General features: G+C 70.3%; 16 protein-coding genes. 4 read left to right on the top strand and 12 right to left on the bottom strand.

Going from position 1 to position 20794, the window contains the following annotated elements; all coding sequences use genetic code 11:
- Window positions 1-16: 16 nt before the first annotated feature.
- The 4 genes from sdhA to K8556_RS00990 form a co-directional block, all read right to left on the bottom strand.
- Window positions 17-1894 (bottom strand): succinate dehydrogenase flavoprotein subunit, encoded by a 1878-nt coding sequence (gene sdhA, locus K8556_RS01005; protein WP_255651299.1) that lies wholly within the window; start codon window positions 1892-1894, stop codon window positions 17-19.
- A 228-nt stretch (window positions 1895-2122) separates the two neighbouring features.
- On the bottom strand, window positions 2123-3064 hold the full coding sequence (gene mdh / locus K8556_RS01000) for a malate dehydrogenase (protein WP_223738148.1): 942 nt from the start codon (window positions 3062-3064) through the stop codon (window positions 2123-2125).
- A gap of 29 nt (window positions 3065-3093) precedes the next feature.
- Window positions 3094-4389: an NADP-dependent isocitrate dehydrogenase gene (icd, locus tag K8556_RS00995; protein ID WP_223738147.1), complete on the bottom strand. Its 1296-nt coding sequence runs from the start codon at window positions 4387-4389 to the stop codon at window positions 3094-3096.
- Between the two features lie 179 nt (window positions 4390-4568).
- Complete coding sequence (locus K8556_RS00990; RefSeq protein WP_223738146.1) at window positions 4569-5120, bottom strand: sensor histidine kinase; 552 nt, start codon at window positions 5118-5120, stop codon at window positions 4569-4571.
- A 398-nt stretch (window positions 5121-5518) separates the two neighbouring features.
- Between K8556_RS00990 and K8556_RS00985 the strand changes: the two genes are divergently transcribed.
- Window positions 5519-7666 carry a hypothetical protein gene (locus tag K8556_RS00985; protein ID WP_223738145.1) on the top strand — a complete coding sequence of 716 codons (2148 nt, stop codon included), beginning with the start codon at window positions 5519-5521 and terminating at the stop codon, window positions 7664-7666.
- 11 nt (window positions 7667-7677) lie between these two features.
- Window positions 7678-8421 (top strand): iron-containing redox enzyme family protein, encoded by a 744-nt coding sequence (locus tag K8556_RS00980; RefSeq protein WP_223738144.1) that lies wholly within the window; start codon window positions 7678-7680, stop codon window positions 8419-8421.
- 7 nt (window positions 8422-8428) lie between these two features.
- On the opposite strand, the gene K8556_RS00975 is transcribed toward K8556_RS00980, so the two are convergent.
- Window positions 8429-10069: a bifunctional 3-(3-hydroxy-phenyl)propionate/3-hydroxycinnamic acid hydroxylase gene (locus tag K8556_RS00975; RefSeq protein WP_223738143.1), complete on the bottom strand. Its 1641-nt coding sequence runs from the start codon at window positions 10067-10069 to the stop codon at window positions 8429-8431.
- Between the two features lie 443 nt (window positions 10070-10512).
- Between K8556_RS00975 and K8556_RS00970 the strand changes: the two genes are divergently transcribed.
- Complete coding sequence (locus K8556_RS00970; RefSeq protein ID WP_223738142.1) at window positions 10513-11307, top strand: hypothetical protein; 795 nt, start codon at window positions 10513-10515, stop codon at window positions 11305-11307.
- 107 nt (window positions 11308-11414) lie between these two features.
- Window positions 11415-11615 carry a hypothetical protein gene (locus K8556_RS00965; RefSeq protein ID WP_120619305.1) on the top strand — a complete coding sequence of 67 codons (201 nt, stop codon included), beginning with the start codon at window positions 11415-11417 and terminating at the stop codon, window positions 11613-11615.
- A gap of 69 nt (window positions 11616-11684) precedes the next feature.
- On the opposite strand, the gene K8556_RS00960 is transcribed toward K8556_RS00965, so the two are convergent.
- From K8556_RS00960 to K8556_RS00930, 7 genes are all read right to left on the bottom strand, one after another.
- Entirely contained in the window at window positions 11685-13010 is a 1326-nt protein-coding gene (locus K8556_RS00960; RefSeq protein ID WP_223738141.1) for a cytochrome P450, read from the bottom strand.
- 107 nt (window positions 13011-13117) lie between these two features.
- Window positions 13118-14581, bottom strand: a complete 1464-nt coding sequence (menE, locus tag K8556_RS00955) for an o-succinylbenzoate--CoA ligase (protein ID WP_223738140.1) — start codon at window positions 14579-14581, stop codon at window positions 13118-13120.
- A gap of 41 nt (window positions 14582-14622) precedes the next feature.
- Window positions 14623-15777 (bottom strand): o-succinylbenzoate synthase, encoded by a 1155-nt coding sequence (gene menC / locus K8556_RS00950; RefSeq protein WP_223738139.1) that lies wholly within the window; start codon window positions 15775-15777, stop codon window positions 14623-14625.
- Window positions 15778-15786: 9 nt separating this feature from the next.
- Entirely contained in the window at window positions 15787-16695 is a 909-nt protein-coding gene (locus K8556_RS00945) for a 1,4-dihydroxy-2-naphthoate polyprenyltransferase (RefSeq protein WP_370639872.1), read from the bottom strand.
- A gap of 8 nt (window positions 16696-16703) precedes the next feature.
- Window positions 16704-17555, bottom strand: coding sequence for a 2-succinyl-6-hydroxy-2,4-cyclohexadiene-1-carboxylate synthase (gene menH, locus K8556_RS00940; RefSeq protein WP_223738137.1), 852 nt, complete (start codon window positions 17553-17555; stop codon window positions 16704-16706).
- Complete coding sequence (gene menD / locus K8556_RS00935; protein WP_223738136.1) at window positions 17546-19315, bottom strand: 2-succinyl-5-enolpyruvyl-6-hydroxy-3-cyclohexene-1-carboxylic-acid synthase; 1770 nt, start codon at window positions 19313-19315, stop codon at window positions 17546-17548. Before menD ends, menH begins: the two co-directional genes overlap by 10 nt.
- Window positions 19315-20610: an isochorismate synthase MenF gene (locus K8556_RS00930; protein ID WP_223738135.1), complete on the bottom strand. Its 1296-nt coding sequence runs from the start codon at window positions 20608-20610 to the stop codon at window positions 19315-19317. The genes menD and K8556_RS00930 overlap by 1 nt, the downstream gene beginning before the upstream one ends.
- Window positions 20611-20794: the final 184 nt, after the last annotated feature.

Below are 20794 nucleotides of genomic sequence, written 5' to 3'. Positions count from 1 at the left end.
AAGCAAACGAACGCCCTTACGCGTACCAGCGGGGCTCGGGCTCCAGCACCGGCGTGGGCAGGTCCTGGTAGGAGATCTGCGGGCCCTGGGCGGCGTAGGTGGCGATGGTCGTCTTCGCCCACTTCTCGTGGCGCTGGCGCCACAGGTCCATCCACTGCGGATCCTCGCGCGGATCCTTCGTCTTGGGCTCCGGCAGGGAGAAGTCCGGCTTGTAGTGGGCGCCGCGGCTCTCGTCGCGCAGGAGCGCGCTGGTGGCGATCACTTCGCCCAGCTCCAGCATGTTCCACACCTGGTTGGTGTACGACAGCGCGCGGTTGGCGACCACGCCCGTGTCCAGCACGTTGACGCGGCTCCAGCGGTCCTTCAGCTCGCGCACGCGCTCGATGGTCTTCTTCAGGCGGTCGTTGTAGCGGACGACGGTGCAGTTCTCCGTCATCACCTCGCCCAGCTCCTTGGCGATCTGGTACGGGTTCTCCTGCCCGTTCATCGCCTTGATGGTGGCGAAGCGGTCCTGCCAGTACTTCTTCGCGTCCGCGAAGTACTTCTCCGGCATCGCCGCGGCGCTCGTCGTCTGGCTCTTGGCGAAGGACGCCATCGCCGGGCCGCCGATCATGCCCGAGTAGATGCAGGACAGGAGCGAGTTGGCGCCCAGGCGGTTCGCGCCGTGGAAGGCGTAGTCCGCCTCGCCGGCCGCGTACAGGCCCGGGATGCGCGTGCTCTGGTTCACCGGGCTGCCGTCCAGCGGCGTCTGGGTGCGCGGGTCGGCCTCGAAGGAGACGTGCAGGCCGCCCATCGAGTAGTGCATGCCCGGGAAGATGACCATGGGCGTGTGGCGCGGATCATCTCCGACGAACTTCTCGTAGATCTCCATCACGCCCTTGATCTTCGCGTCGAGCGTCTTGGCCGGGATGTGCGTCACGTCCAGGTACACGCCGTCGCGCCCGTTCAGGCCCATGCCCAGGTCGCGGCAGACCATGAAGATCTCGCGCGTGGCCACGTCGCGCGGCACCAGGTTCTTGTACTTGGGGTACTTCTCTTCCAGGAAGTACCAGCGCTCGCTCTCCGGGATCTCCCGGGGGTTGCGCGTGTCACCCTTCTTCCGGGGCACCCAGACGCGGCCGCCCTCGCCGCGCACGGACTCGCTCATCAGGCGCAGCTTGTCCTCGCCCGGGATGGAGGTGGGGTGCACCTGGATGAACTCGCCGTTGGCGTACAGCGCGCCTTCCATGTACGCGCGGCCCGCGGCGGTGCCGGTGTTGATGATGGAGTTGGTGGAGCGCCCGAAGACGATGCCGGGGCCGCCCGTGGCCAGGCACACCGCCTCCGCCGGGAAGGTGCGGATCTCCATGGTGCGCAGGTCCATGGCCACGCTGCCGATGCAGCGGCCGGACTCGTCCTTCACCGTGCCCAGCCACTCCCAGTACTCGTACTTGGTGACCTTGCCCTCCGCCTCGTAGCGGCGGACCTGCTCGTCCAGCGCGTAGAGCAACTGCTGGCCGGTGGTGGCGCCCGCGAACGCGGTGCGGTTGTGCAGGGTGCCGCCGAAGCGGCGGAAGTCCAGCAGGCCTTCCGGCGTGCGGTTGAACGTCACGCCCATGCGGTCCAGCAGGTAGATGATGCCGGGCGCCGCGTAGCACATGCCCTTCACGGACACCTGCTCCGCGAGGAAGTCGCCGCCGCGCAGCGTGTCCTTCACGTGGATGTCCGGGTGGTCGCCCTCACCCTTCGTGTTCACCGCGCCGTTGATGCCGCCCTGGGCGCAGACGGAGTGCGAGCGTTTGACGGGGACGAGCGAGAGCACGTCCACCTGGTGACCCGCCTCCGCCAGCTTGATCGTCGTCATCAGCCCGGCCAGACCGCCGCCCACCACCGTGAATCGCGCTGCTGCCGCCATCATCGTCTCCTTGAGCACCGGCTGCCGGGGGGGTGCCTTCACGGGGGGCCGCTGAAGTCCTGCTTCGCGACGCTGCCCCGCACCCGTGCCAGGTACAGTCCAACACGCTAATTAACTTGGAAAAATACCGCCGCAACGACGGTCCGCCGGGCGATAAGCCCGGATCATTCACGGCATCAGGCGGGCCCGCCAGCAAGCTTCCGGCGGGCCCGGCCGACGTGCCGGGGACTACAGCTTCACGAGCTCGACGGTGCCCTTCACGGAGGTGAAGGACTTGTTCAGCTCGGCCTTCTCCGCGTCGTTCAGCTCGACCTCGATGATCTTCTCCACGCCGTTCGCGCCGATCTGCGCGGGGACGCCGAAGAAGAAGTCCTTGATGCCGTACTGGCCCTTGAGCAGGGCGGCGGCCGGCAGCACGCGCTTGCGGTCGAAGAGGAAGCTCTCCGCCATGGCGATGGAGGAGGACGCCGGGGCGAAGTAGGCGCTGCCCGTCTTGTACAGGCCCACCAGCTCCGCGCCGCCCTTGCGGGTGCGGTCGATGATGGCGTCCAGCTTGTCCTTGGCGATGAGCTGGGTCAGGGGCACGCCGCCCACGGTGCTGTGGCGCACGAGCGGGACCATGTCGTCGCCGTGGCCGCCGAGGACGAGCGCCTCCACGTCACGGATGGACACGCCCAGGGCCTCGGCCACGAAGCACTTGAAGCGGCTGGTGTCCAGCACGCCCGCCATGCCCACGACCATGTTGTCCTTCAGGCCGGCGATCTTGTGGAGCGCGAACACCATCGCGTCCAGCGGGTTGGCCACGTTGATGACGAAGGCGTCCGGGGCGTGCTGCTTGATGTTGCCCGCCACGTCCTTCATGATCTTCAGGTTGACGTCCAGCAGGTCCTCGCGGGACATGCCGGGCTTCCGGGGCACGCCGGCCGTGATGATGATCACGTCCGAGCCCGCGACGTCCTTCCAGTCCGTGGAGCCGGTGACGCGGCAGTCGTAGCCGTCCACCGCGGACAACTGGTTGATGTCCAGCGCCTTGCCCTTGACCAGACCCTCGGCGGCCGGGATGTCGTACAGCACCACGTCGCCCAGGTTCTTCTGGACCGCCAGCAGCGCCAGGTTGCCGCCGATCTGACCGCCGCCAATGAGGCCGATCTTCTTCTTCTTGTGAGCCATGGTTTCGCCCTCCTGCTTTGGGGTGGGGACTACATGTGCTTGATGATGGCCTGACCGAACTCCGAGCACTTCACCTCGGACACGGTCTCCTTCGTCTCCAGCTTCATCAGGCGCGCGAAGTCGTACGTCACGGTGCGCGCCGCGATGGCCTTGTCCATGCCCTTGATGATCAGGTCCGCGGCCTCGTGCCAGCCCATGTGGCGCAGCATCATCTCACCGGAGAGGATGACGGAGCCCGGGTTCACCTTGTCCAGGTCCGCGTACTTCGGCGCGGTGCCGTGGGTGGCCTCGAAGACGGCGTGGCCGGAGACGTAGTTGATGTTGCCGCCCGGCGCGATGCCGATGCCGCCCACCTGCGCCGCGAGCGCGTCCGACAGGTAGTCGCCGTTGAGGTTGAGCGTGGCGATGACGTCGAACTCGTCCGGACGGGTCAGCACCTGCTGCAGGGTGATGTCCGCGATGGAGTCCTTGACGATGATCTTCCCGGCGGACACCGCGGCCTTCTGCTCGGCGTTGGCGGCGTCCTCGCCCTTGGCGGCCTTGGTGGCCTCCCACTGGTCCCAGGTGTAGACCTTGTCACCGAACTCGCGCGCCGCGAGGTCGTAGCCCCACTTGCGGAACGCGCCCTCGGTGAACTTCATGATGTTGCCCTTGTGGACCAGGGTGACGCTCTTGCGCTTCAGGTCCACCGCGTACTGGATGGCCGCGCGCACCAGGCGCTCCGTGCCTTCCTTCGACACGGGCTTGATGCCGATGCCCACGTTCGCGGGGAAGCGGATCTTGCCCGCCTCCTTGGGGAACTCCTGCTTCAGCCAGCCCAGGAACTTCTCCGCCTGCGCGGTGCCGGCCTCGAACTCGATGCCAGCGTAGATGTCCTCCGTGTTCTCACGGAAGATGACCATGTCCACCTTGTCCGGCTGCTTCACCGGAGAGGGCACGCCCTTGAAGTAGCGCACGGGGCGCAGGCAGACGTACAGGTCCAGCATCTGGCGCAGCGCCACGTTCAGGGAGCGGATGCCACCGCCCACCGGCGTCGTCAGCGGGCCCTTGATGCCCACCAGGTACTCGCGGAACGCGGCGACCGTCTCGTCCGGCAGCCAGTTGTTCACCTGCTTGAAGGACTTCTCGCCGGCCAGCACCTCGTACCAGGAGATCTTCTTCTTGCCGCCGTAGGCCTTCTCCACCGCCGCGTCGAACACGGCCTGCGAGGCCTTCCAGATGTCGCGGCCGGTGCCGTCGCCCTCGATGTAGGGGATGATCGGGTTGTTCGGAACGGTCAGCTTGCCGTTCTGCAGGGTGATCTTCTCGCCAGAGGGAGGCGCCATGAACGCAAACTCCTGATTGAGACCGGGGTATTGAGAGGCGGCGGATAGTCCGGAACCCGCCCCCGGTCGTCAAGGAGTTTGGCCGCACGTCCCCCTGGGTTGGACGCACCCGGGGCGTGCCGCGCTTATCGCAGCCAATGGTCCGGAAGCAGGATCGTTATTCCGGATTTGGACCGGGGCTAGAAGCTCGCGAGCCCGGGCGCCGGCAACTGGACGCGCACCGCCGTCCCTCCGTCCAGCCGCTCCAGCGCGAACTCACCGCCCATGGAATCCACCAGCTCCCGGGCCCGGGCCAGCTTGCGCTGGGGGCTGCCCACCCGCAGGGGCGACAGCACCACGGAGTGCGTCTCCCGCTCGGAGAGGCTCACGCCCGGCATCACCACCTGGAAGCGGGGGCCCTCGTCCCCGAAGTCGTCCGGCGGATCCACCACCACCCGCACGGCGGGGGCCCGTGGAGGGGCCATGTCCGCGGCGTGGGCGACCAGCAGCAGCAGGACCTGCTCCACGCGGCGCCCGCTGACCCGGGCCATCACCGGGTCCTCGGGGAGCTCCAGCGCCACCTCCACGTCGTGCAGCCGGCGTGTCGCGCGGAGCAACTGCAGCACGTCGCGCACACACCGCGACACGTCCACCTGGAAGACTTCCGGAAGGTCCACGGGCTCGAGCCCCTGTCCACCAGGGAAGGCGCCCGCGCCCCCCGGCAACCCCACCACATCCAGCGCTGCGCTCATTCGCGGCTCCCTTCCCCTGCCCAGAAGCACCCGACCTTAACGGCCACCCCTGACACGGTCCATTGCCCGTCAGCCCCGGGTCTCGCCCGCTTTTCCGTGTGAAGGAGGGTTACAGCTCTGCGCCACTTTGCTGATAAGAATGCGCACGCTGGGTCCGTATTGCTCCTCGGAAAACCCTTATATCCACGGTCAACTATGACCCAGGGTGAGTCAGGGGGTCCGGCGGAAAAACAGCCCAGGCATATAAATTCGATTTGACTGTTACGGCCGAGATCTCCAATATGTCCTCCCAGAATCCAGAGCCGTCAGCGTCTCCAGTGAATCAGGGAGGAAGTGTTGTGCTCGCAACATCGCCGACCACGAATGGTAGCGCTGCCCGCAAGAGGGGAGTCCTGACGATGGATGGAGGCTTCCCGGCGTCCTCGAAGTTCCGGCATGCGATCGAATTCGGCAGTGGCGACGCGCTGCACAACGTGATTCCCCTTCCCCCCGCTGAAGCCGCCCTGGATGACTCGGGTTACTCGCTGCACGGCAGCGGCCCCACGGCCATCACCTGCGCGGTGGGCCGGCCGGACGCGGTGCTGGGTGACGTGACGCGGCTGTCCCCGACGGTGGTGTGGGTGGCCCCGCGGCAGCCGCTGGCGGACACGACCGAGTCGCGCACCTTCCCCGTGTACCTGGCGTGCAACGGCGCCACGATTGGACCGCTCAATGGCGCCTTCATCCGGACGGACATGGACGTCCCGAACGCGCCGGTGGGGCTGCAGTTGGTGGGCGTGACGCTGGAGCAGGGGCGGCAGATCCTGGGCTTCCTGGCGGACGCGCTGCGCCAGGGCGTGGCGGTGCCGGCGGCCTCCGCGCTGCCCGTGCAGGACATCATCACGGACCCGGAGCGGATCCGCTCCATCTTCACCGCCATCTGCGCGTCCGGGAACAAGGGCGTGCTGCGCCGCCAGGGCCGGGTGGTGCGCATGGTGCTGGAGCGCTTCCACGCCTCTTCCGGTCAGTTGGAGTGGCGCACGGAGGAGTCCACCCCGGACTTCGGCGAGCCGGCGTACGACATTGACGTCATCGGCTACAACTCCGCCTACCGCCTGCGCGCGGAGACGGGCCGGACCGAGGGTGACCGCCTCTTCACCTCGCTGCCCGCGGAGCTGTTCCGCATCCGTCACCGCTGGCACCGCCGCGTCCCCGCCCCCGATGGCGTGCACGCCCGGTTCCACCACCCGCTCTGGCGGGAGCAGGGGCTGCTGCGCCGCGAGGTGCTGGACATCTCCTTCTCCGGCCTGTGCATGCGCTGCCAGCCGCAGGACCTGCTCTTCCCCGGCCTGCTGCCGCCCCTCATCGAGCTGGAGCTGGGCGATGGCCAGCGCGTCAGCGTGCGCGGCGAGGTCCGCTACGTCAGCAGCCTGCGCGCGGACGGCACCGTGCTGTGCGGCCTGAGCGTGCTGCCCTACTCCTCCGACGAGGCGCGCTGGGTGCGCTTCGTGTCGCAGACGCTGTCCCCCGCCACTCGCACCAGCGAGGGCCTGGTGGATCAGCTCTGGGATCTGTTCAACCGCTCCGGCTTCTTCAGCCTGGGTGGCAGCACCCCGGCGGAGTTCGAGGAGCTGAAGCAGAACTTCGCGTCGCTCGCGAAGCGCGCCGCGGAGGTGCCGCAGTTGTTCTGCAACGCGGTGTGGCCGTCCGAGCGCGGCATTGAAGCGACGCTGTCCTTCACCAAGCCGTACCGCAACGCGTGGCTGGGCCACCAGGTGGCGAAGCGGCCCGGCAAGCCGCCGGAGGGGTTGAAGGAGGCGGGCGCCATCATGCGCGACCTCTACCTGCGCACCTTCGAGCACCCGCAGAGCGACCCGGACTTCCACTGGGTGGTGGCCTACGTGGAGGCGCTCAACCCGTGGATCAACAAGGCGCACGTGAAGTACGCGCAGCGCCAGATGGAGGCCGGCTCTCCCCTGGCCTACACGCGGAAGATCCAGAAGATGAAGGCCTTCAGCAACGAGCTGACCGGCCGCGTGCACCCGTACACGGTGGGCCCCGCCACCGCGAGCGAGCTGAGCCTGCTGGCGGCGACCATCGCGCAGCAGTTCCCCGAGTGCTACGTGCAGTCGTTGGACCTCACCCGCGACCGGCTGGACATGGGTCCGGTGACGGCGAAGTGGAAGAGCTTCGGCATGGAGCGCGAGCGCACCGTCCTGGTCGCCCGCCGCGACGGCGTCCCCCACGCCGCCGCCGTGGTGGAGCTGGGCCAGTTGGGCGCGAACCTCTTCCGCCTGCTGGACAACACGCGCCTGTTCTCCCTGCTGGGAGACGGGACGCGCGCGTACTCGGCGCTCCTGGACGCGGCCCGCCGCTGGTACGCCGCGCGCAACCGCCCCTCCTTCCTCTACCTGCGCGAGGACGAGGGCGGCGACTACGTGCAGGAGTGCGGCCTGCACGACGGGCCGGATCCCTACCTGTGGATCATCTCCGCCAAGCTCGTCCCGGACTTCCTGGAGCACATCAGCGAACTCACCATCGGGCGCCGTGGTGCCCACTCCCGTTGAGGATCCCCCCCATGAACAAGCCCCTCGTCGAAGAGCAGTACCTCCCCCACGTCACCGACGTCCGCAACCTGCTGGCGACCGGCCCCCACGTGACGACGCTGCTGGACCCCAACGTGGAGCCCGCCCTGCTGGAGGCCTTCCTCATCCAGTTGTGTGCCCTGGGCGTCTACATGACGGAGCCCGTGGACGGGTGGATCCGCCGCGCCGGTGAGGCGTGCGTGAAGGCGGGGATGGTGGACGTGGGCGAGAAGCTGATCACCCACGCCAAGCACGAGGCCGGTCACCACCTGATGATGGTGGAGGACACGAAGAACCTGGTGGCGGGCTGGAACGCGCGCCGCTTCCCCAAGCTGGACGCGGAGGCCCTGATGGCGCAGGCCCCCACCCGGGCCATGCAGGAGTACCGGGAGATCCACGAGGAGACCATCGCGGGCCCCATGCCAGGCGGCCAGGTCGCCATCGAGTACGAGATTGAAAACCTGTCGGTGGTGTTCGCGCCCCGGCTCATCGAGCAGTGCAAGCGCGTGCTGGGCCCGGACGTGATGAACTCGCTGTCGTTCATCAAGGAGCACGTGGAGCTGGACGTGGGCCACACGGCGCTCAACGAGGTCATGCTCAACAAGCTGCTGGGCCAGAAGCCCGAGCACGCGGCGACCATCGCGAAGACGGGCGCCCGTGCCCTGGACATCTACCTGCGCTTCTACGGCGACTGCATGGCGAAGGCGAAGCAGTTGCTCCAGTCCGCCGCCGCCTGAAGATGCCTCAGGCCCCGAGCTGCGCCGCCCGCCGGGAGTTGCGGTTGCCCCAGCGGGTGAGCGGGCGGATGGCCTGCTTCAGCGAAGCGTGGACCTGCGCGACGCCCGCGCTGTTCGTGGCCGCGTAGACGTAGCGGTCCGGGCGCAGCACGACCAGGTCCGAGCCGTGCTGGGCGAACCACTCGCCCAGCTTGCCCTCCAGGTCCACCACCTCGCCGGAGCGGCCCGCGCCGGAGCGCGCCGCCGGCGCCACGGACAGCCACACACCGCCGATGTCCTCCGCCAGCGTCCTGGCGGCCTGCTGGACCTCCGCGGGCGCGCCCGGCCGCGTCAGCACCGCGAAGCGCTGGCCGATGATGTCATCCAGCGGGCGCTCCCCTTCCTCGCCGTGCTCCACGCGCGGCTGCGGGAAGTAGGCGCCCTCCGCCGCCTGCTTGGACTTGCCGCGCTTGCCGCCGAAGAGGAACCCCTCCGCGTGGAAGAGGTTCGGCTTCATCTTGTACTCGCGGATGAAGGGGCCGGTGACGGGCATGCGGTACAGCAGCTTGATGAAGGCGTTGCGCGCGCGGGCCATGAACGGGCCGCCGGACGCCAGCATCGAGCCCAGCGAGTCCGACAGCCGCATCATCTCCGCGGCGTGCGGCCGGCGCTCCACCTCATAGGTGTCCAGCAGCGACGCGTCCGCCGCGCCGCCCAGCACGTGCGCCAGCTTCCAGGTGAGGTTCGCCGCGTCGCGCAGGCCGGAGCACAGGCCCTGGCCCAGGAACGGCGGCATCAGGTGCGCCGCGTCTCCGAGCAGGAACACCCGGCCCACGCGCCACTTCTCCGCCATGCGGCTGTGGTAGGCGTAGAGGTTGACGCTCTTCACCTTCACGGTGTCCGGGTCGATGAAGGGGGCGATGATGCTCCGCACGTACTCGGGCGTCTTCACCTTCTCCAGGTCCTGCCCCGGCTTGATGACCGTGTCGAAGCGCATCTCGTCGTGCGCGGTGCGCGTCACGATGCCCACGCGCTCCGGGCCGCAGGGGTAGTAGGTGAAGTCCGGCGCGGACGACTGCGTCTCCACGGAGATGGCCAGCGCGTGCTCCAGCGCCGTGGTGCCCTCCAGCTTCAGGCCCAGGCGGCGGCGGATGCCGCTCTTGGCGCCGTCGCACGCGAGCAGGTAGCGCGCGCGCACCGTCATGGTGCGGCCGGCGACGTTGTCCTTCACGCGCACGGACACGCCGTCGTCGTCCTGCATGAAGGATTCGACCTCGTGGCCGCGCCACATGGTGACGTGCGCGAAGCGCTCCAGGCCGCGGTGCAGCGAGGCCTCCAGCCGGGGCTGGTTGAAGAGCGCGCCGATGTAGTGGCCGTTGGGGCGCTCCACCTTGGTGAAGTCCACCTCGGCGAGCATCCGCATCTCGTCATCCACGTAGGTCATCTTCAGGCACGGGTGGAAGCCCGGCCCCAGCTCGCCCGTGAGACCCGCGGCCTGGAAGATGCGCTGCGCTTCGTCGTCCGCGTTGATGGCGCGGGACTGGGTGTGCGCGGTGGTCTCCTTCTCGATGACCACGGTGCGCAGGCCGTACTGGCCAAGCAGGTTGGCCGCCATGGCACCCACCGGGCCGCTTCCGACGACGATCACATCAACAGATTCCGGAGCCATTACTCCCTCCCGTTGTGTGCCAGCTATCCGCGTTGAACCGAGCGACCGGACGACCGAAGCCCCCCTCGGTCGTAAGTAATAATACCTATAAACTCCGGCAACCCCACTCTGGATACGCTGTTTCAGCGCGTTCCGGGTTGCCCGCCCCCGAGTCAGAAACACCCGGCCGGCGTCACTCCGACTGCCTGATAATCAAACGCACCCCTTCAGAAACCTTGCGGCGGCGGATCATCCCGTGGCGCGGATGTCTGCCTTTCGTGCAGTGTTTTCCTGCAAGGCTTCAAAGTTTCGTGGCGGCGGCAGGAAATGAAGGGTTTGTTGGGATCCCCCGCACTGCGGATGTGTGCGGATGGCCCTGGAAGGCGCCCCTTGTACGTCGCGCGGGACTGCGGGACAGTGCGGGAGTTGTCTCCCCCCTGAGCCCCTTGGAGCGCCCAGCGATTATGCCCAGACTGCAACTTTTTGAATTGGAGGATCAGCCCTGGTTCCCGAAGGTGCTGCGCCGGGGGGTGACGGACTTCCTCGCGTACGTGTGGAGCCTGTCGGATGACCGCTATTCGGAGTTCGTGAAGCGGCTCAAGGGCGCGATGGCGGCGATGGGCGAGACGCAGTTGCTGGACATGGCGTCCGGCAGCGCGGGGCCGGTGCCGAAGCTGCTGGAGATGCTGGAGACGCAGGAGGGCTACCAGGCGACGGCGCTGCTGACGGACCTGTACCCGGAGGTCTCCGCGTTCGAGAAGGCGAAGGCGGCGAACCCCGGCCGCATCGACTATGTGACGACGCCGGTGGACGCGACGGCGGTGCCCGCGACGTACAAGGGCTTCCGCATCATGTGCAATTCGTTCCACCACCTGCCGCCGGACATGGCGCGCAAGGTGCTGGCGGACGCCGTGGCCCAGCGCCGGGGCATCGCCATCATGGAGCTGGTGGAGCGGCGCGGGCCGGCCATCGCGATGACGGCGGCGGCGCTGATCAACGTGCCGCTGACGACGCCGTTCATCCGCCCCGTGCGCGCGGACAGGCTCGCCCTCACCTACCTCATGCCGCTCATCCCCATCGCGGCGGCGTTCGACGGCGTGGTGTCCTGTCTGCGCACGTACTCCGTGGAGGAGATGCGCGAGCTCACCCACGGCCTGAGCGACGACTACGTCTGGGACATCGACCGGCTCACCAACCCGGGGAACCCCTTCGGCCTGATGATGCTCATTGGCCGACCCGCCACCCCCTCGAAAGCCTGAGTGGGCTGTCAGCAGGAGGTCACTGACGCCCCGGGCCGACGCGGGGCGTCGTGATTTCCAGGTTTGAAGGGGGTTCAATGGCCGCTCCTTCAACGAGGAGCAGGCTCATGGAATGGCTTGAATTCAAGCGCTGGTCTCCCGAAGTCCAGCACGCGCTGGCACTGCAGGCGGCCCGGTTGGGCCAGACAGCGATGCACGCCGAGCCGCCGCGGCCGTCCGCGACGATGGTCGCCGCGCACCGCCTGTGCACGCTGCTGCGCCAGTATCCGCGCAGCAACCCCTGGGGGCACCCCGCGTCGGAGTGCTGAGACGCGGATGAAGCACCCGGCCCGTCCGTGGGGGCACCACGGGCGGGGCGGGAGCCGGGCGGGCGGCGTTCAGGTCCCGGCGGGGGTCCAGTTCACGCGCAGGTGCTGGATGGTGCGGATGGTCAGCGACTGCGTGTGGCCGAAGTCCGGGTTCTCCTCCAGCTTCAGGTCCGGGAGTTGATCCAGCAGCAGGTTGGTGGCGATGAGCGCCTCCAGCCGCGCGAGCGGCGCCCCGATGCAGAAGTGGATGCCCCGGCCGAAGCCCAGGTGCGTCGGGTGGTGCCGGGAGATGTCGAAGTGGTCGCCGTCCGCGAGCAGCGCGGCGTCACGGCTGCCGGACGCGTAGAGCAGGAGCAGCCGCGAGCCCTTGGGCAGCGCGACGCCCGCGAGCTCCACGTCCTCCAGGGTGGTGCGGATCATCCCGTGCGCCACGGAGTCGAAGCGCAGCGTCTCCTCGATGAGGTGCGGCACCAGCGAGCGGTCCTCGCGCAGCCGCTGCCAGAGGCCGGGCTGGAGCAGGGCCTGCTTCCAGCACTGGGCGAGCAGCGCGGTCGTGGTCTCGTGGCCCGCCGCCAGCATGCTCCCGGCGATGGCGATGATCAGCTCCGGCAGCGTGAGCGCTTCGCCGTCCGCGTCGGTGGTGACCAGGTAGCTGATCAGGTCGTCGCGCGGCTCGTCCGTGCGGTCGCGGATGAGGCGGGCGACGTAGTGCTGGAAGGTGACCCAGCTCCGGGCGAGCGGCGGCTGCTCCTCGGCGGGGACGCGGGTGAAGATCATCCGGAAGAAGTCGTCACACCAGCGCTTGATGTCCGCCATGTCCTCCTGGGGCACGCCCGCCATGCCCAGGATGACCCGCACGGGCAGCGGGTACGCGAACTCCGTCACCAGGTCCGCGTGTCCCTTGCGCGCGAAGGCCTGGATGAGCTCCTCGGAGACGGCGCGGATGGGGGCTTCCTGCGCGGAGATGCGCTGGGCGGAGAAGCCGCGCCCCAGCAGCTTGCGCAGCCGGGTGTGCGCGGGCGGATCCGAGTTGATCAGGCTGTCCGCCAGGGGATAGCCCTCGGCGAGCACCGCGAGCGTCGCCGGGGACAGCACGGAGCCCATGTTGCCCAGGTCCGCCGACGAGTAGCGCGCCGGATCCTTCAGCACGTGGCAGATGTCCTCGTAACGGCTCACCAGCCACATCCCCAGCATGGGGTTGTAGCTGACGGGCGCGTCCCGCCTCAGTTGCGCGTAGAACGGATGTGGGTCCTCGACGTGCGGCCCCGCGAACGGGTTGTACTGGGCGCCCAGATGGGGGCACTTCATCGCGCCAGCGGCGTTGCCGGCGTGCGCGTCGATGTGGATCGCCTCGGACTGCCCTTCCACCTTCACTGCTTCCACTGCGGTACTCACCGTGAGCTTCCTCTCAGGATCCCCCCACAACGGAATATTATATAACCCGACCTGACAGGTCTTCTCAGCGAGTCCTGTGAACCCCACCCATCAGGAAAACAGGGTTGCTAGGACCCTGGCTGATACGGGGGATGAGACCGGGCGCGTTCCCTTAGGACGGGGCGCTCCACCTTGCTCATGGCGTTCCGAGGCAATGTTTCAATTGCAACAAAGTGGGTGGGCACCTTGAAGCGCGCCAGCGACTGGCGGCACCAGGCGTCCAGGTCCTCGGGGAGGGCGTGGCCGGGGCGCAGGACGACGAAGGCGACGGGGACCTCGCCCCATTGGGGCTCGGGCACGCCGACGACGGCGGACTCCAGGATGGCCGGGTGGTTGGCGAGAACGGCTTCGATCTCGGCCGGGTAGAGGTTCTCCCCTCCCCGCACGATGAGGTCCGTGCGGCGCGACAGGAGGGTGAGGCGCCCCTTCGCGTCCAGGACGCCCACGTCGCGGGTGCGCAGCCAGCCGTCATGGAAGGCGTCGCGCGTGGCCTCGCGCTGGCGCCAGTAGCGGGCCATGAGCGTGGGGCCGCGGACCTCCACGTCCCCTTCGTGTCCTTCACCGAGCGCCGCGCCGTCGGTCCCGACGATGCGGACCTCGAGCCCTGGCAGGGGCGGTCCCGCGGTGCGGCCATCCGCTTCCGAGGGGCGCTCGGTGGTGACCTGGGAGCAGGCCTCGGTGAGGCCGTAGGTCTGGAGGGCCAGGAGTCCCGCGGCCCGTGCCCGGGTGAGCAGGGCCGTGGGGACGGGACCTCCGCCGATGAGCGCGCACTGGAAGGTCGAGGGCAGCCGGCGATCCCTCCGCGCGTCCAGCACCCGCTCCAGCGTGGTGGCGACGAAGCTGGCGTGGGACGCGCCCTCCGTGTCGATGGCGTGGTTGACGGCGTCCGCGTCGAAGCGCTCGTGCAGGAGGAGGCAGCCGCCTTCGTAGGCGGTGCGCGTGAGCATGGCCAGGCCCCCGACGTGGAACAGGGGCAGCGTGCCCAGCCAGCGCGGCGCGGGGTGCGCGCCCAGGTTCGCCGCGGAGGCGCGGCATGAGGCGCGGAAGGCGCCTTCCGTGAGGACGGCCCCCTTGGGCCTGCCTGTCGTCCCGCTGGTGAAGAGGATGACCCGGGACGTGTCCGCGTCCCAGGCGCGCTCGGGCACGGAGTCCCTCGTCACGCCGTCGGGGAAGGACTCCAGGGCCTCCGCCTCCGGGAGCCTGTCGCGCAGGGCACCGAGCGCCAGCGTGAGCCGGGGCTCGACGTCCTCCAGCAGGGGCCGCAGCTCCGCCGGTGTGAGCCGGGCGTTGAGCGGCGCGAAGATCGCGCCCAGGCGGCCCATCGCCCAGAAGAGGAAGGTCACCGCCGGGTGGCTCGTGGAGAGCATCGCCACGCGGTCCCCCTGTGAGATGCCTCGCGCGGACAGGGCCTGCGTCCAGCGCGTCACCTCTTCGTCCAGCGCGCGGTAGGTCCAGGTCCGTCCCGTGAAGCGCAGCGCCTCCGCATGGGGATGCTGCCGCGCGCCTTCGCGGATGGGGCAGTCGTAGATCATGGCCATGCAGCTCCGTGCGTGGAACGGCCGCGGCTCCCGGCCTAGCGATCCAAGATGAGGTCCGGGTTCAATCCCAGCCCGGGCAGGTCGCGCAGCCGCACGAGTCCCTGTTGGGGTTGATAGGGATGATCCTTGGGCTCGTCCGCGAAGAGCCGTCCCACGGCCAGGCCGGAGGCCAGCTCTCCTGACGGCAGCGCGGAGGCCAGGTGCGCGGCGCCTGCCCGGGCCACCACGCCGTCGATGGAGCTGGTGACGTACGCGTGCATGCCCAGGCGGGCCGCGCGCAGCGCCACCACCATGGAGGGCAGCAGCCCCCCGAGCACCATCGGCTTGATCACCACCGCGCCCACGGCCGGCCCGCCGCCCAGGTCCATCGTGAGGAGCGTGCGCACCGCGGCGGGCGTGGCGAGCGTCTCGTCCGCGGCGATGATGCACGGGGCGCGGCGCTGCACCCGCCACAGCGCCTGCAGGTCCTCCGGAGGCGTGGGCTGCTCCACCAGCTCCAGGTCGTACCAGCCCAGCCGATCCAGGGCGCGGTTGGCTTCGGGCTCCGTCCAGCCGCCGTTCGCGTCCAGGCGCAGGCGCACGCGCGGCCCCACCGCGTCGCGCACGGCCCGGACCCGCGCCTCGTCCGCGTCCAGCGAGCGGCCCGCGACCTTCACCTTCAGCGTCTGATAGCCCTCCGCCACGGCCGCTCGCGCCTCCTGGGCCAGCGCCTCCGGCTCCTCCGCGCTCAGCAGCGCGTTCACCAGGACCTCCTGCCGCGCCTCCTCCGCGAGCAGCCAGCACAGGGGCACGCCCTTGCGCTGGGCCACCAGATCCAGCAGCGCCAGCTCCAGGCCATGCTGCGCGGCGGGGACGGGCTCCTCCGGATCAATGCCTCGGATCCGCGCGCCGCGCTGGCGCACCTCCTCGCTGGCGGACGGGACGAGCGTGGCCTCCACGCCCTCGATGCTGTCCTCCAGCGTCTGCCCCCGGAGCGAACTCAGCCACGCGCGCAGCACCGTGTGCGTCATGGCCAGGGACTCCGTGCCGAACTCGGGCAGGGGCATGGCTTCACCCTGCCCCACGTGGCCTTCTTCGTCCCGCAGCCGCACGAGGAACCCGTCGCGCGTGGCGTAGGAGCCCCTCGCCGTCTTCAGGGGGTGGACCAGCGTGAGGTGCAGCGGAGTGAGCGTCGCCTCGATGATGCGCATGACGCCCCTTCAGCGCAGGTACAGCCCGACCGCGAACAGCAGCCCGAACACCATCTGAAGCTTCGCCGTCCCGCCCAGCGCGGGGTTGAGCGCCGCGCCCTGCGCCTTCAGCATCAGCTTCAGCGGCGGCACCACCAGCGGCAGGCTCAGGAGCGGCAGGAAGACCCAGGCGCTCGCATCGCCCCGGGCGTACAGCACGAACGGCGTGACGTAGGAGACGACCAGCAGCAGCACGTACTCGAACTGGCCGAAGCCCTGGCCGAAGCGCACCGCCATCGTGCGCTTGCCGGCCTTCACGTCCGTGCTCGCGTCGCGCTGGTTGTTCACGACGATGAGGCACGTGCCGATGGCGCCCACCGGCACCGACGCCCACCAGGCCGCGGGGCTCACGACGCCGGCCTGCACGTAGTACGTGCCCGTCACCGCGACGATGCCGAAGAAGATGAGCACGAACAGGTCGCCCAGGCCCAGGTAGGCCAGCGGAAACGGGCCCCCCGTGTACGCGTAGCCGCACACCAGCGACGCCACGCCGATGGCCACGATGGGCCAGCCGCCCACCGCCACCAGGTACAGCCCCACCAGCGTCGCCAGCGCGAAGCACCCGAGCCCGCCCAGCAGCACCGTGCCCGGCGCGATGAGCCCGCTCTGCGTCACGCGCTTGGGCCCCAGGCGCTCCTCGGTGTCCGCGCCCTTCTTGAAGTCATAGAAGTCGTTGATGAAGTTGGTGCCGATCTGGATCAGCACCGCGCCCACGAGCGCCGCGAGCGCGGGCAGCAGGCGCCCCACGCCGTCACCGTACGCGAGCGCCGTGGCGACGAGCACCGGCACCGCGCCGGCCGTCAGCGTCTTCGGACGCACCGCCATCAGCCACGTCTTCAGCGTGGGCCTGGGACGCGCCGCATCAGGGGGTGTGCTCACCAGGGTCGTCACGAGTGGATCGCCTCTCGCGCCAGGATGGCGTGTTCGAACTGCGGCGCTTCGTACCAGGGCGTCTGGAGGAACGAGAGCACTTCGCGCACGTACGCCTCCGGCGCCTCCAGGTGCGGGGCGTGGGTGACCCCGGCGAACGCGTGGCGCCACACCACCGGGAGCTCCGCCGCCATGCGCCGCGCCAGGTTCGTGAACTTCACGTCCAGCGCCCCGGTGAGCAGCAGCGTGGGCAGGCGCTGGCGATGCAGCGCTGGCCAGTAGTCCGGCTGCACGCCCAGCCCCAGGGTCTCCAGCGCTCCGGCCAGCCCCTGCGCCGTGCACGCCTTGCGGCGCTCGCGCAGCGCGGCCTGCTCCGGCTCCGGCAGGCGGCGCAGTCCGTCGAACAAGGGCAGCGCCTCCCACCGCTCCACGAAGGCGTCCACGCCCTTCGCGCGGATGAAGTCCACGAGCTTCGCGTCGGCCTCGCGCCGCTCGGAGCGCTCCTGGCGGCGGTGCAGTCCGGGCGAGCCGCTCTCCATGATCAGCCGGCCGAAGCACTCCGGCGCGCGCACCGCGGCGCCCAGCGCCACCCGCGCGCCCTGCGAATAGCCGAGCAGATCCGCCGGGCCGCCCAGCTCGCGGGACAGGCGGACCACGGCGTCCACGGTCTCCAGGAAGCCGTCACGGCCTGTCTTCTCCGGCAGCGGCGTGCGGCCGTGGCCGGGCAGGTCCACCGCCACCACGCGCACGGAGCGGCCGAGCAGCGGACGCAGGTGCTCGAACGAAGCGCCGCTGCCGGTGAAGCCGTGCAGCGCCAGGAGCGTATGGGGGCCGTCCCCCCAGATGTCATAAGCGAGCGTCACGCCCATGGTCCTTCTCCCAGTGCGGCGGCCATCCGCGCGAAGAGGTGTCGGTGCGCATCCACGTTGGTGGCCCGGTCCACCTGGACCTCCACCAGGTGGAGGCCTCCCTCCAGCCCGGTGCGCACCGCCGCGCGCAGGGCCGTGGGCGTCGTGGGCCGCTCGAAGCGAGCGCCCGCGAGCGCCGCCGCGTGCGACAGGTCCATTCCGTGCGGCGTGCCGAAGAGGGCCTCGAACTCGTCAGGCTTCGCCACCTGCGCCAGCGGCAGGAAGGAGAAGATGCCGCCGCCGTCGTTGTTCACCACCACGACCGTCAGGGGCACGCGCGCCCGCGCCGCGGAGACGAGCCCGCCCACGTCGTGCAGCAGCGCCAGGTCGCCGGACAGGAGCACCGCGGGCCTGCCCGCCGCCGCGGCCATGCCCGCCGCGCTGGACACGATGCCGTCGATGCCGTTGGCCCCGCGGTTCGCCAGCACGCGCAGCGGCACGCCGCCGCCGTGGGCGAACGCGTCCACCGCGCGGATGGGCATGCTGCTGGACACGAAGAAGAGCGCGTTCGCCGGCAGCGCCGCCACCACCTCGCGCGCCAGCCGGGGCTCGGTCAGCGCGTCCGGCTGTTCACCGAGCGCCGTCTCCAGCGCGCTGCGAGCCACCCGCTCCGCGTTCACGAAGTCCCGCGCCCAGCGGCCGGGGCCTCGCGACAGCCCCTCCGTCAGCGCGCGGCACGCGAGCACCGCGTTGCCCTCCACCACCCGCGCGGCCCGGTGCGCCGGGTCGTACAGCGCGCCCTCGTCGCTGAAGACGGTGATGTCCGCGCCGGAGGCGTCCAGCCACTGCTGCGGCGACTTGGGCGTCAGGCCTCCGCCGAAGCGCAGCACCAGCTCCGGCGTGTGGCTCCGCGCGAAGGGCTCATGGCGCAGGAGCGCGTCGTAGAGCGACACGGTCAGCGGACCGCCCCCGTAGCGCGCCTGCGACGTGGCCTCCGCGAGCACCGGGTAGCCCGTCGCCAGGCTCAGCGCGGTGATGGCCTCCGCGAAGCCGTCGTCCTCGTCGCGAGGGCCGCACACGATGACGCCGCGCTCGGTGGCGGCGATGCGCGCGCGCACGTCCTCCAGCACCGCCGCGTCCGGGGCCCGCGACGCCTGCGCGATGCGGGTGAGGGGCGCGTCCGTCCGCCCTTCCCTCGCGAGCGCCGTCAGCTTCTCCGCGCCGAAGTCCTGCGCGATGGGCGCCAGCGGCTCGCGGAACGGCACGTTGAGCTGCACGGCGCCTCGGGGCGCGCGGCACGCGGTGCTCACCGCCCGGGCGGCCGTGGCCCGCAGGTGGGCGATGGCGGGGCTGCTCGCCTCGGGCAGGCCCACGTCCGCGTACAGCCGCGCGAAGTCGCCGTAGAAGCGCCCCTGGGGCACCGTCTGCGGCGCGCCCCAGCCCTGCAGCTCCAGCGGCCGGTCCGCCGTGAGGATGATCAGCGGCACCTGGGCCATGGCCGCCTCGATGACGGCCGGGAAGAAGTGCGCGCCCGCGGAGCCGCTCGTCGCGACGAGCACCACCGGCTGACGCGACTGCTTCGCGATGCCCAGCGCGAAGAAGCCCGCGCTCCGCTCGTCGATGACGGACCAGACGCGCAGGCCCGGCGTGTGCGCGCAGGCGAGCGCCAGCGCCGACGAGCGCGAGCCCGGACACACCACCGCGTGCCGCGCGCCGCCCCGCACCAGCTCCTCCAGGAGGGCTCGCGACCACAGCACGTTGAGGTTGGCGTCCAGGGACATCACCGGCCCCCCAGCGCGCGCAGCATCGCCAGACTCTTCATCTCCGTCTCCCGCCACTCGGACTCCGCGCTGGAGCCCGCGACGATGCCCGCGCCCACGAAGAGCCGGGCCTTCGCTCCGCGCACCAGCGCCGAGCGCAACGCCACCACCAGATGCGCGCGCCCGGGGCCCACCCAGCCCACCGGCCCCGCGTACCAGCCCCGGTCCAGGGACTCGTGCTCCACCAGGAACGACAGCGCGCGCTCGCGCGGCGTGCCGCCCACCGCCGGCGTGGGGTGCAGCGCGGTGACGACCTTCGCGGTGTCCACGCCGTCCGCCAGCTCCGCGCGGATGCCCGTGCGCAGGTGCACCACGTTCTTCAGCGCGAGCACCGACGGCTGCGCGTCCGCGGACACGCTCGCGGCCACCGGCGTCAGCGCCTGGAGGATGTAGCGCACCACCGCTTCATGCTCGCGCCGGTCCTTGTCGCTCGCGTCCAGCGCCTCCGCGCCGCCCGGCGCCGCGGACCCCGCCAGCGCCTCCGTCTCCAGCCTGCGCCCGTCCAGCCGGCACAGCGTCTCCGGCGTCGCGCCCAGGAAGCCCGTGCCGTCCGGCGCACGGAAGAGGAACGTCGCGCAGCGCGGGTTCTGCTCGCGCAGCCGCGCCAGCACGTCCACCACGTCGAAGGGCTCCGGCCCCTCCGCCTCCAGCGCCCGCGCCAGCACCACCTTGTGCAACTGGCCCGCGCCAATGGCCTCCACCGCGCGGTCCACCAGCGCCTCGAAGTCCGGCCGCGACGAGGCCGTGCGCAGCGAAACCGGCGCGCCCACCGGATGGCGGTAGGACTGGGGGAAGGACGCCCGCACGCGCTCCAGCCGCGAGCGCACCACGTCCTCCGCGCCCGCCCCCTCCTGAGCGAAGACCGCGACCGCCAGCGCGCTGCCCTCGCGCCACACCAGCACCTCCGGCAGCGTCCAGCGCGCCAGCCCATGCGAGCGCCACGCGCAGTCCACCGGCTGCGTGGGGCTGAAGCGCATGCCGCCGAACCAGGGGCCCGGCAACCGGGGGGCCTCCGCGTCCAACCACCGCACGCGGTCGTGCCCGAGCGCGCCCAGCACCGCCGGCAACTCACCGGGCGCGTGCGCCTCCAGCACGCCCGCCTCACCCCACCCCGCCACCGCCTCGCGCGCCACCGGCCGCTCCCAGTACACGGAAGGAACGCCGAGGCTGCCCGCTCCCGCCAGCGGATCCACTCCGGGCAGGGGCATCATCCCGGCGACCCATCGCGGATCCTCAGCGGGACTGAGCGGCGTCATCAGCCATTCTCCTGCACCTCGGGGGAGGCGAGTGACATCACCTTCGATTGTCTTCTAAGCGATCTCGGCTATACATGCACCATGGAGTTCAAAACCGCTTGAACTCAATGGAACCTGAATTCCAGAAACTCCAGCGAGGGAGCCGCCGTGGGAGGCCAGCAACCAGACGACCCAGCCGGGCGGC

The organism is Corallococcus sp. AS-1-12 (assembly GCF_020036995.1).
Classification (GTDB): domain Bacteria; phylum Myxococcota; class Myxococcia; order Myxococcales; family Myxococcaceae; genus Corallococcus.
Note: the sequence above shows the minus strand (reverse complement) of the source record. Positions and strands in the feature narration are given on the sequence as shown.

Excerpts from the sequence above, each read along its gene's own strand:
- sdhA (WP_255651299.1), bottom strand. The coding sequence starts at position 1,894 with ATGGCGGCAGCAGCGCGATTCACGGTGGTGGGCGGCGGTCTGGCCGGG.
- mdh (WP_223738148.1), bottom strand. The coding sequence starts at position 3,064 with ATGGCTCACAAGAAGAAGAAGATCGGCCTCATTGGCGGCGGTCAGATC.
- icd (WP_223738147.1), bottom strand. The coding sequence starts at position 4,389 with ATGGCGCCTCCCTCTGGCGAGAAGATCACCCTGCAGAACGGCAAGCTG.
- K8556_RS00990 (WP_223738146.1), bottom strand. The coding sequence starts at position 5,120 with ATGAGCGCAGCGCTGGATGTGGTGGGGTTGCCGGGGGGCGCGGGCGCC.
- K8556_RS00985 (WP_223738145.1), top strand. The coding sequence starts at position 5,519 with ATGGATGGAGGCTTCCCGGCGTCCTCGAAGTTCCGGCATGCGATCGAA.
- K8556_RS00980 (WP_223738144.1), top strand. The coding sequence starts at position 7,678 with ATGAACAAGCCCCTCGTCGAAGAGCAGTACCTCCCCCACGTCACCGAC.
- K8556_RS00975 (WP_223738143.1), bottom strand. The coding sequence starts at position 10,069 with ATGGCTCCGGAATCTGTTGATGTGATCGTCGTCGGAAGCGGCCCGGTG.
- K8556_RS00970 (WP_223738142.1), top strand. The coding sequence starts at position 10,513 with ATGCCCAGACTGCAACTTTTTGAATTGGAGGATCAGCCCTGGTTCCCG.
- K8556_RS00965 (WP_120619305.1), top strand. The coding sequence starts at position 11,415 with ATGGAATGGCTTGAATTCAAGCGCTGGTCTCCCGAAGTCCAGCACGCG.
- menE (WP_223738140.1), bottom strand. The coding sequence starts at position 14,581 with ATGATCTACGACTGCCCCATCCGCGAAGGCGCGCGGCAGCATCCCCAT.
- menC (WP_223738139.1), bottom strand. The coding sequence starts at position 15,777 with ATGCGCATCATCGAGGCGACGCTCACTCCGCTGCACCTCACGCTGGTC.
- menH (WP_223738137.1), bottom strand. The coding sequence starts at position 17,555 with ATGGGCGTGACGCTCGCTTATGACATCTGGGGGGACGGCCCCCATACG.
- menD (WP_223738136.1), bottom strand. The coding sequence starts at position 19,315 with ATGTCCCTGGACGCCAACCTCAACGTGCTGTGGTCGCGAGCCCTCCTG.
- K8556_RS00930 (WP_223738135.1), bottom strand. The coding sequence starts at position 20,610 with ATGACGCCGCTCAGTCCCGCTGAGGATCCGCGATGGGTCGCCGGGATG.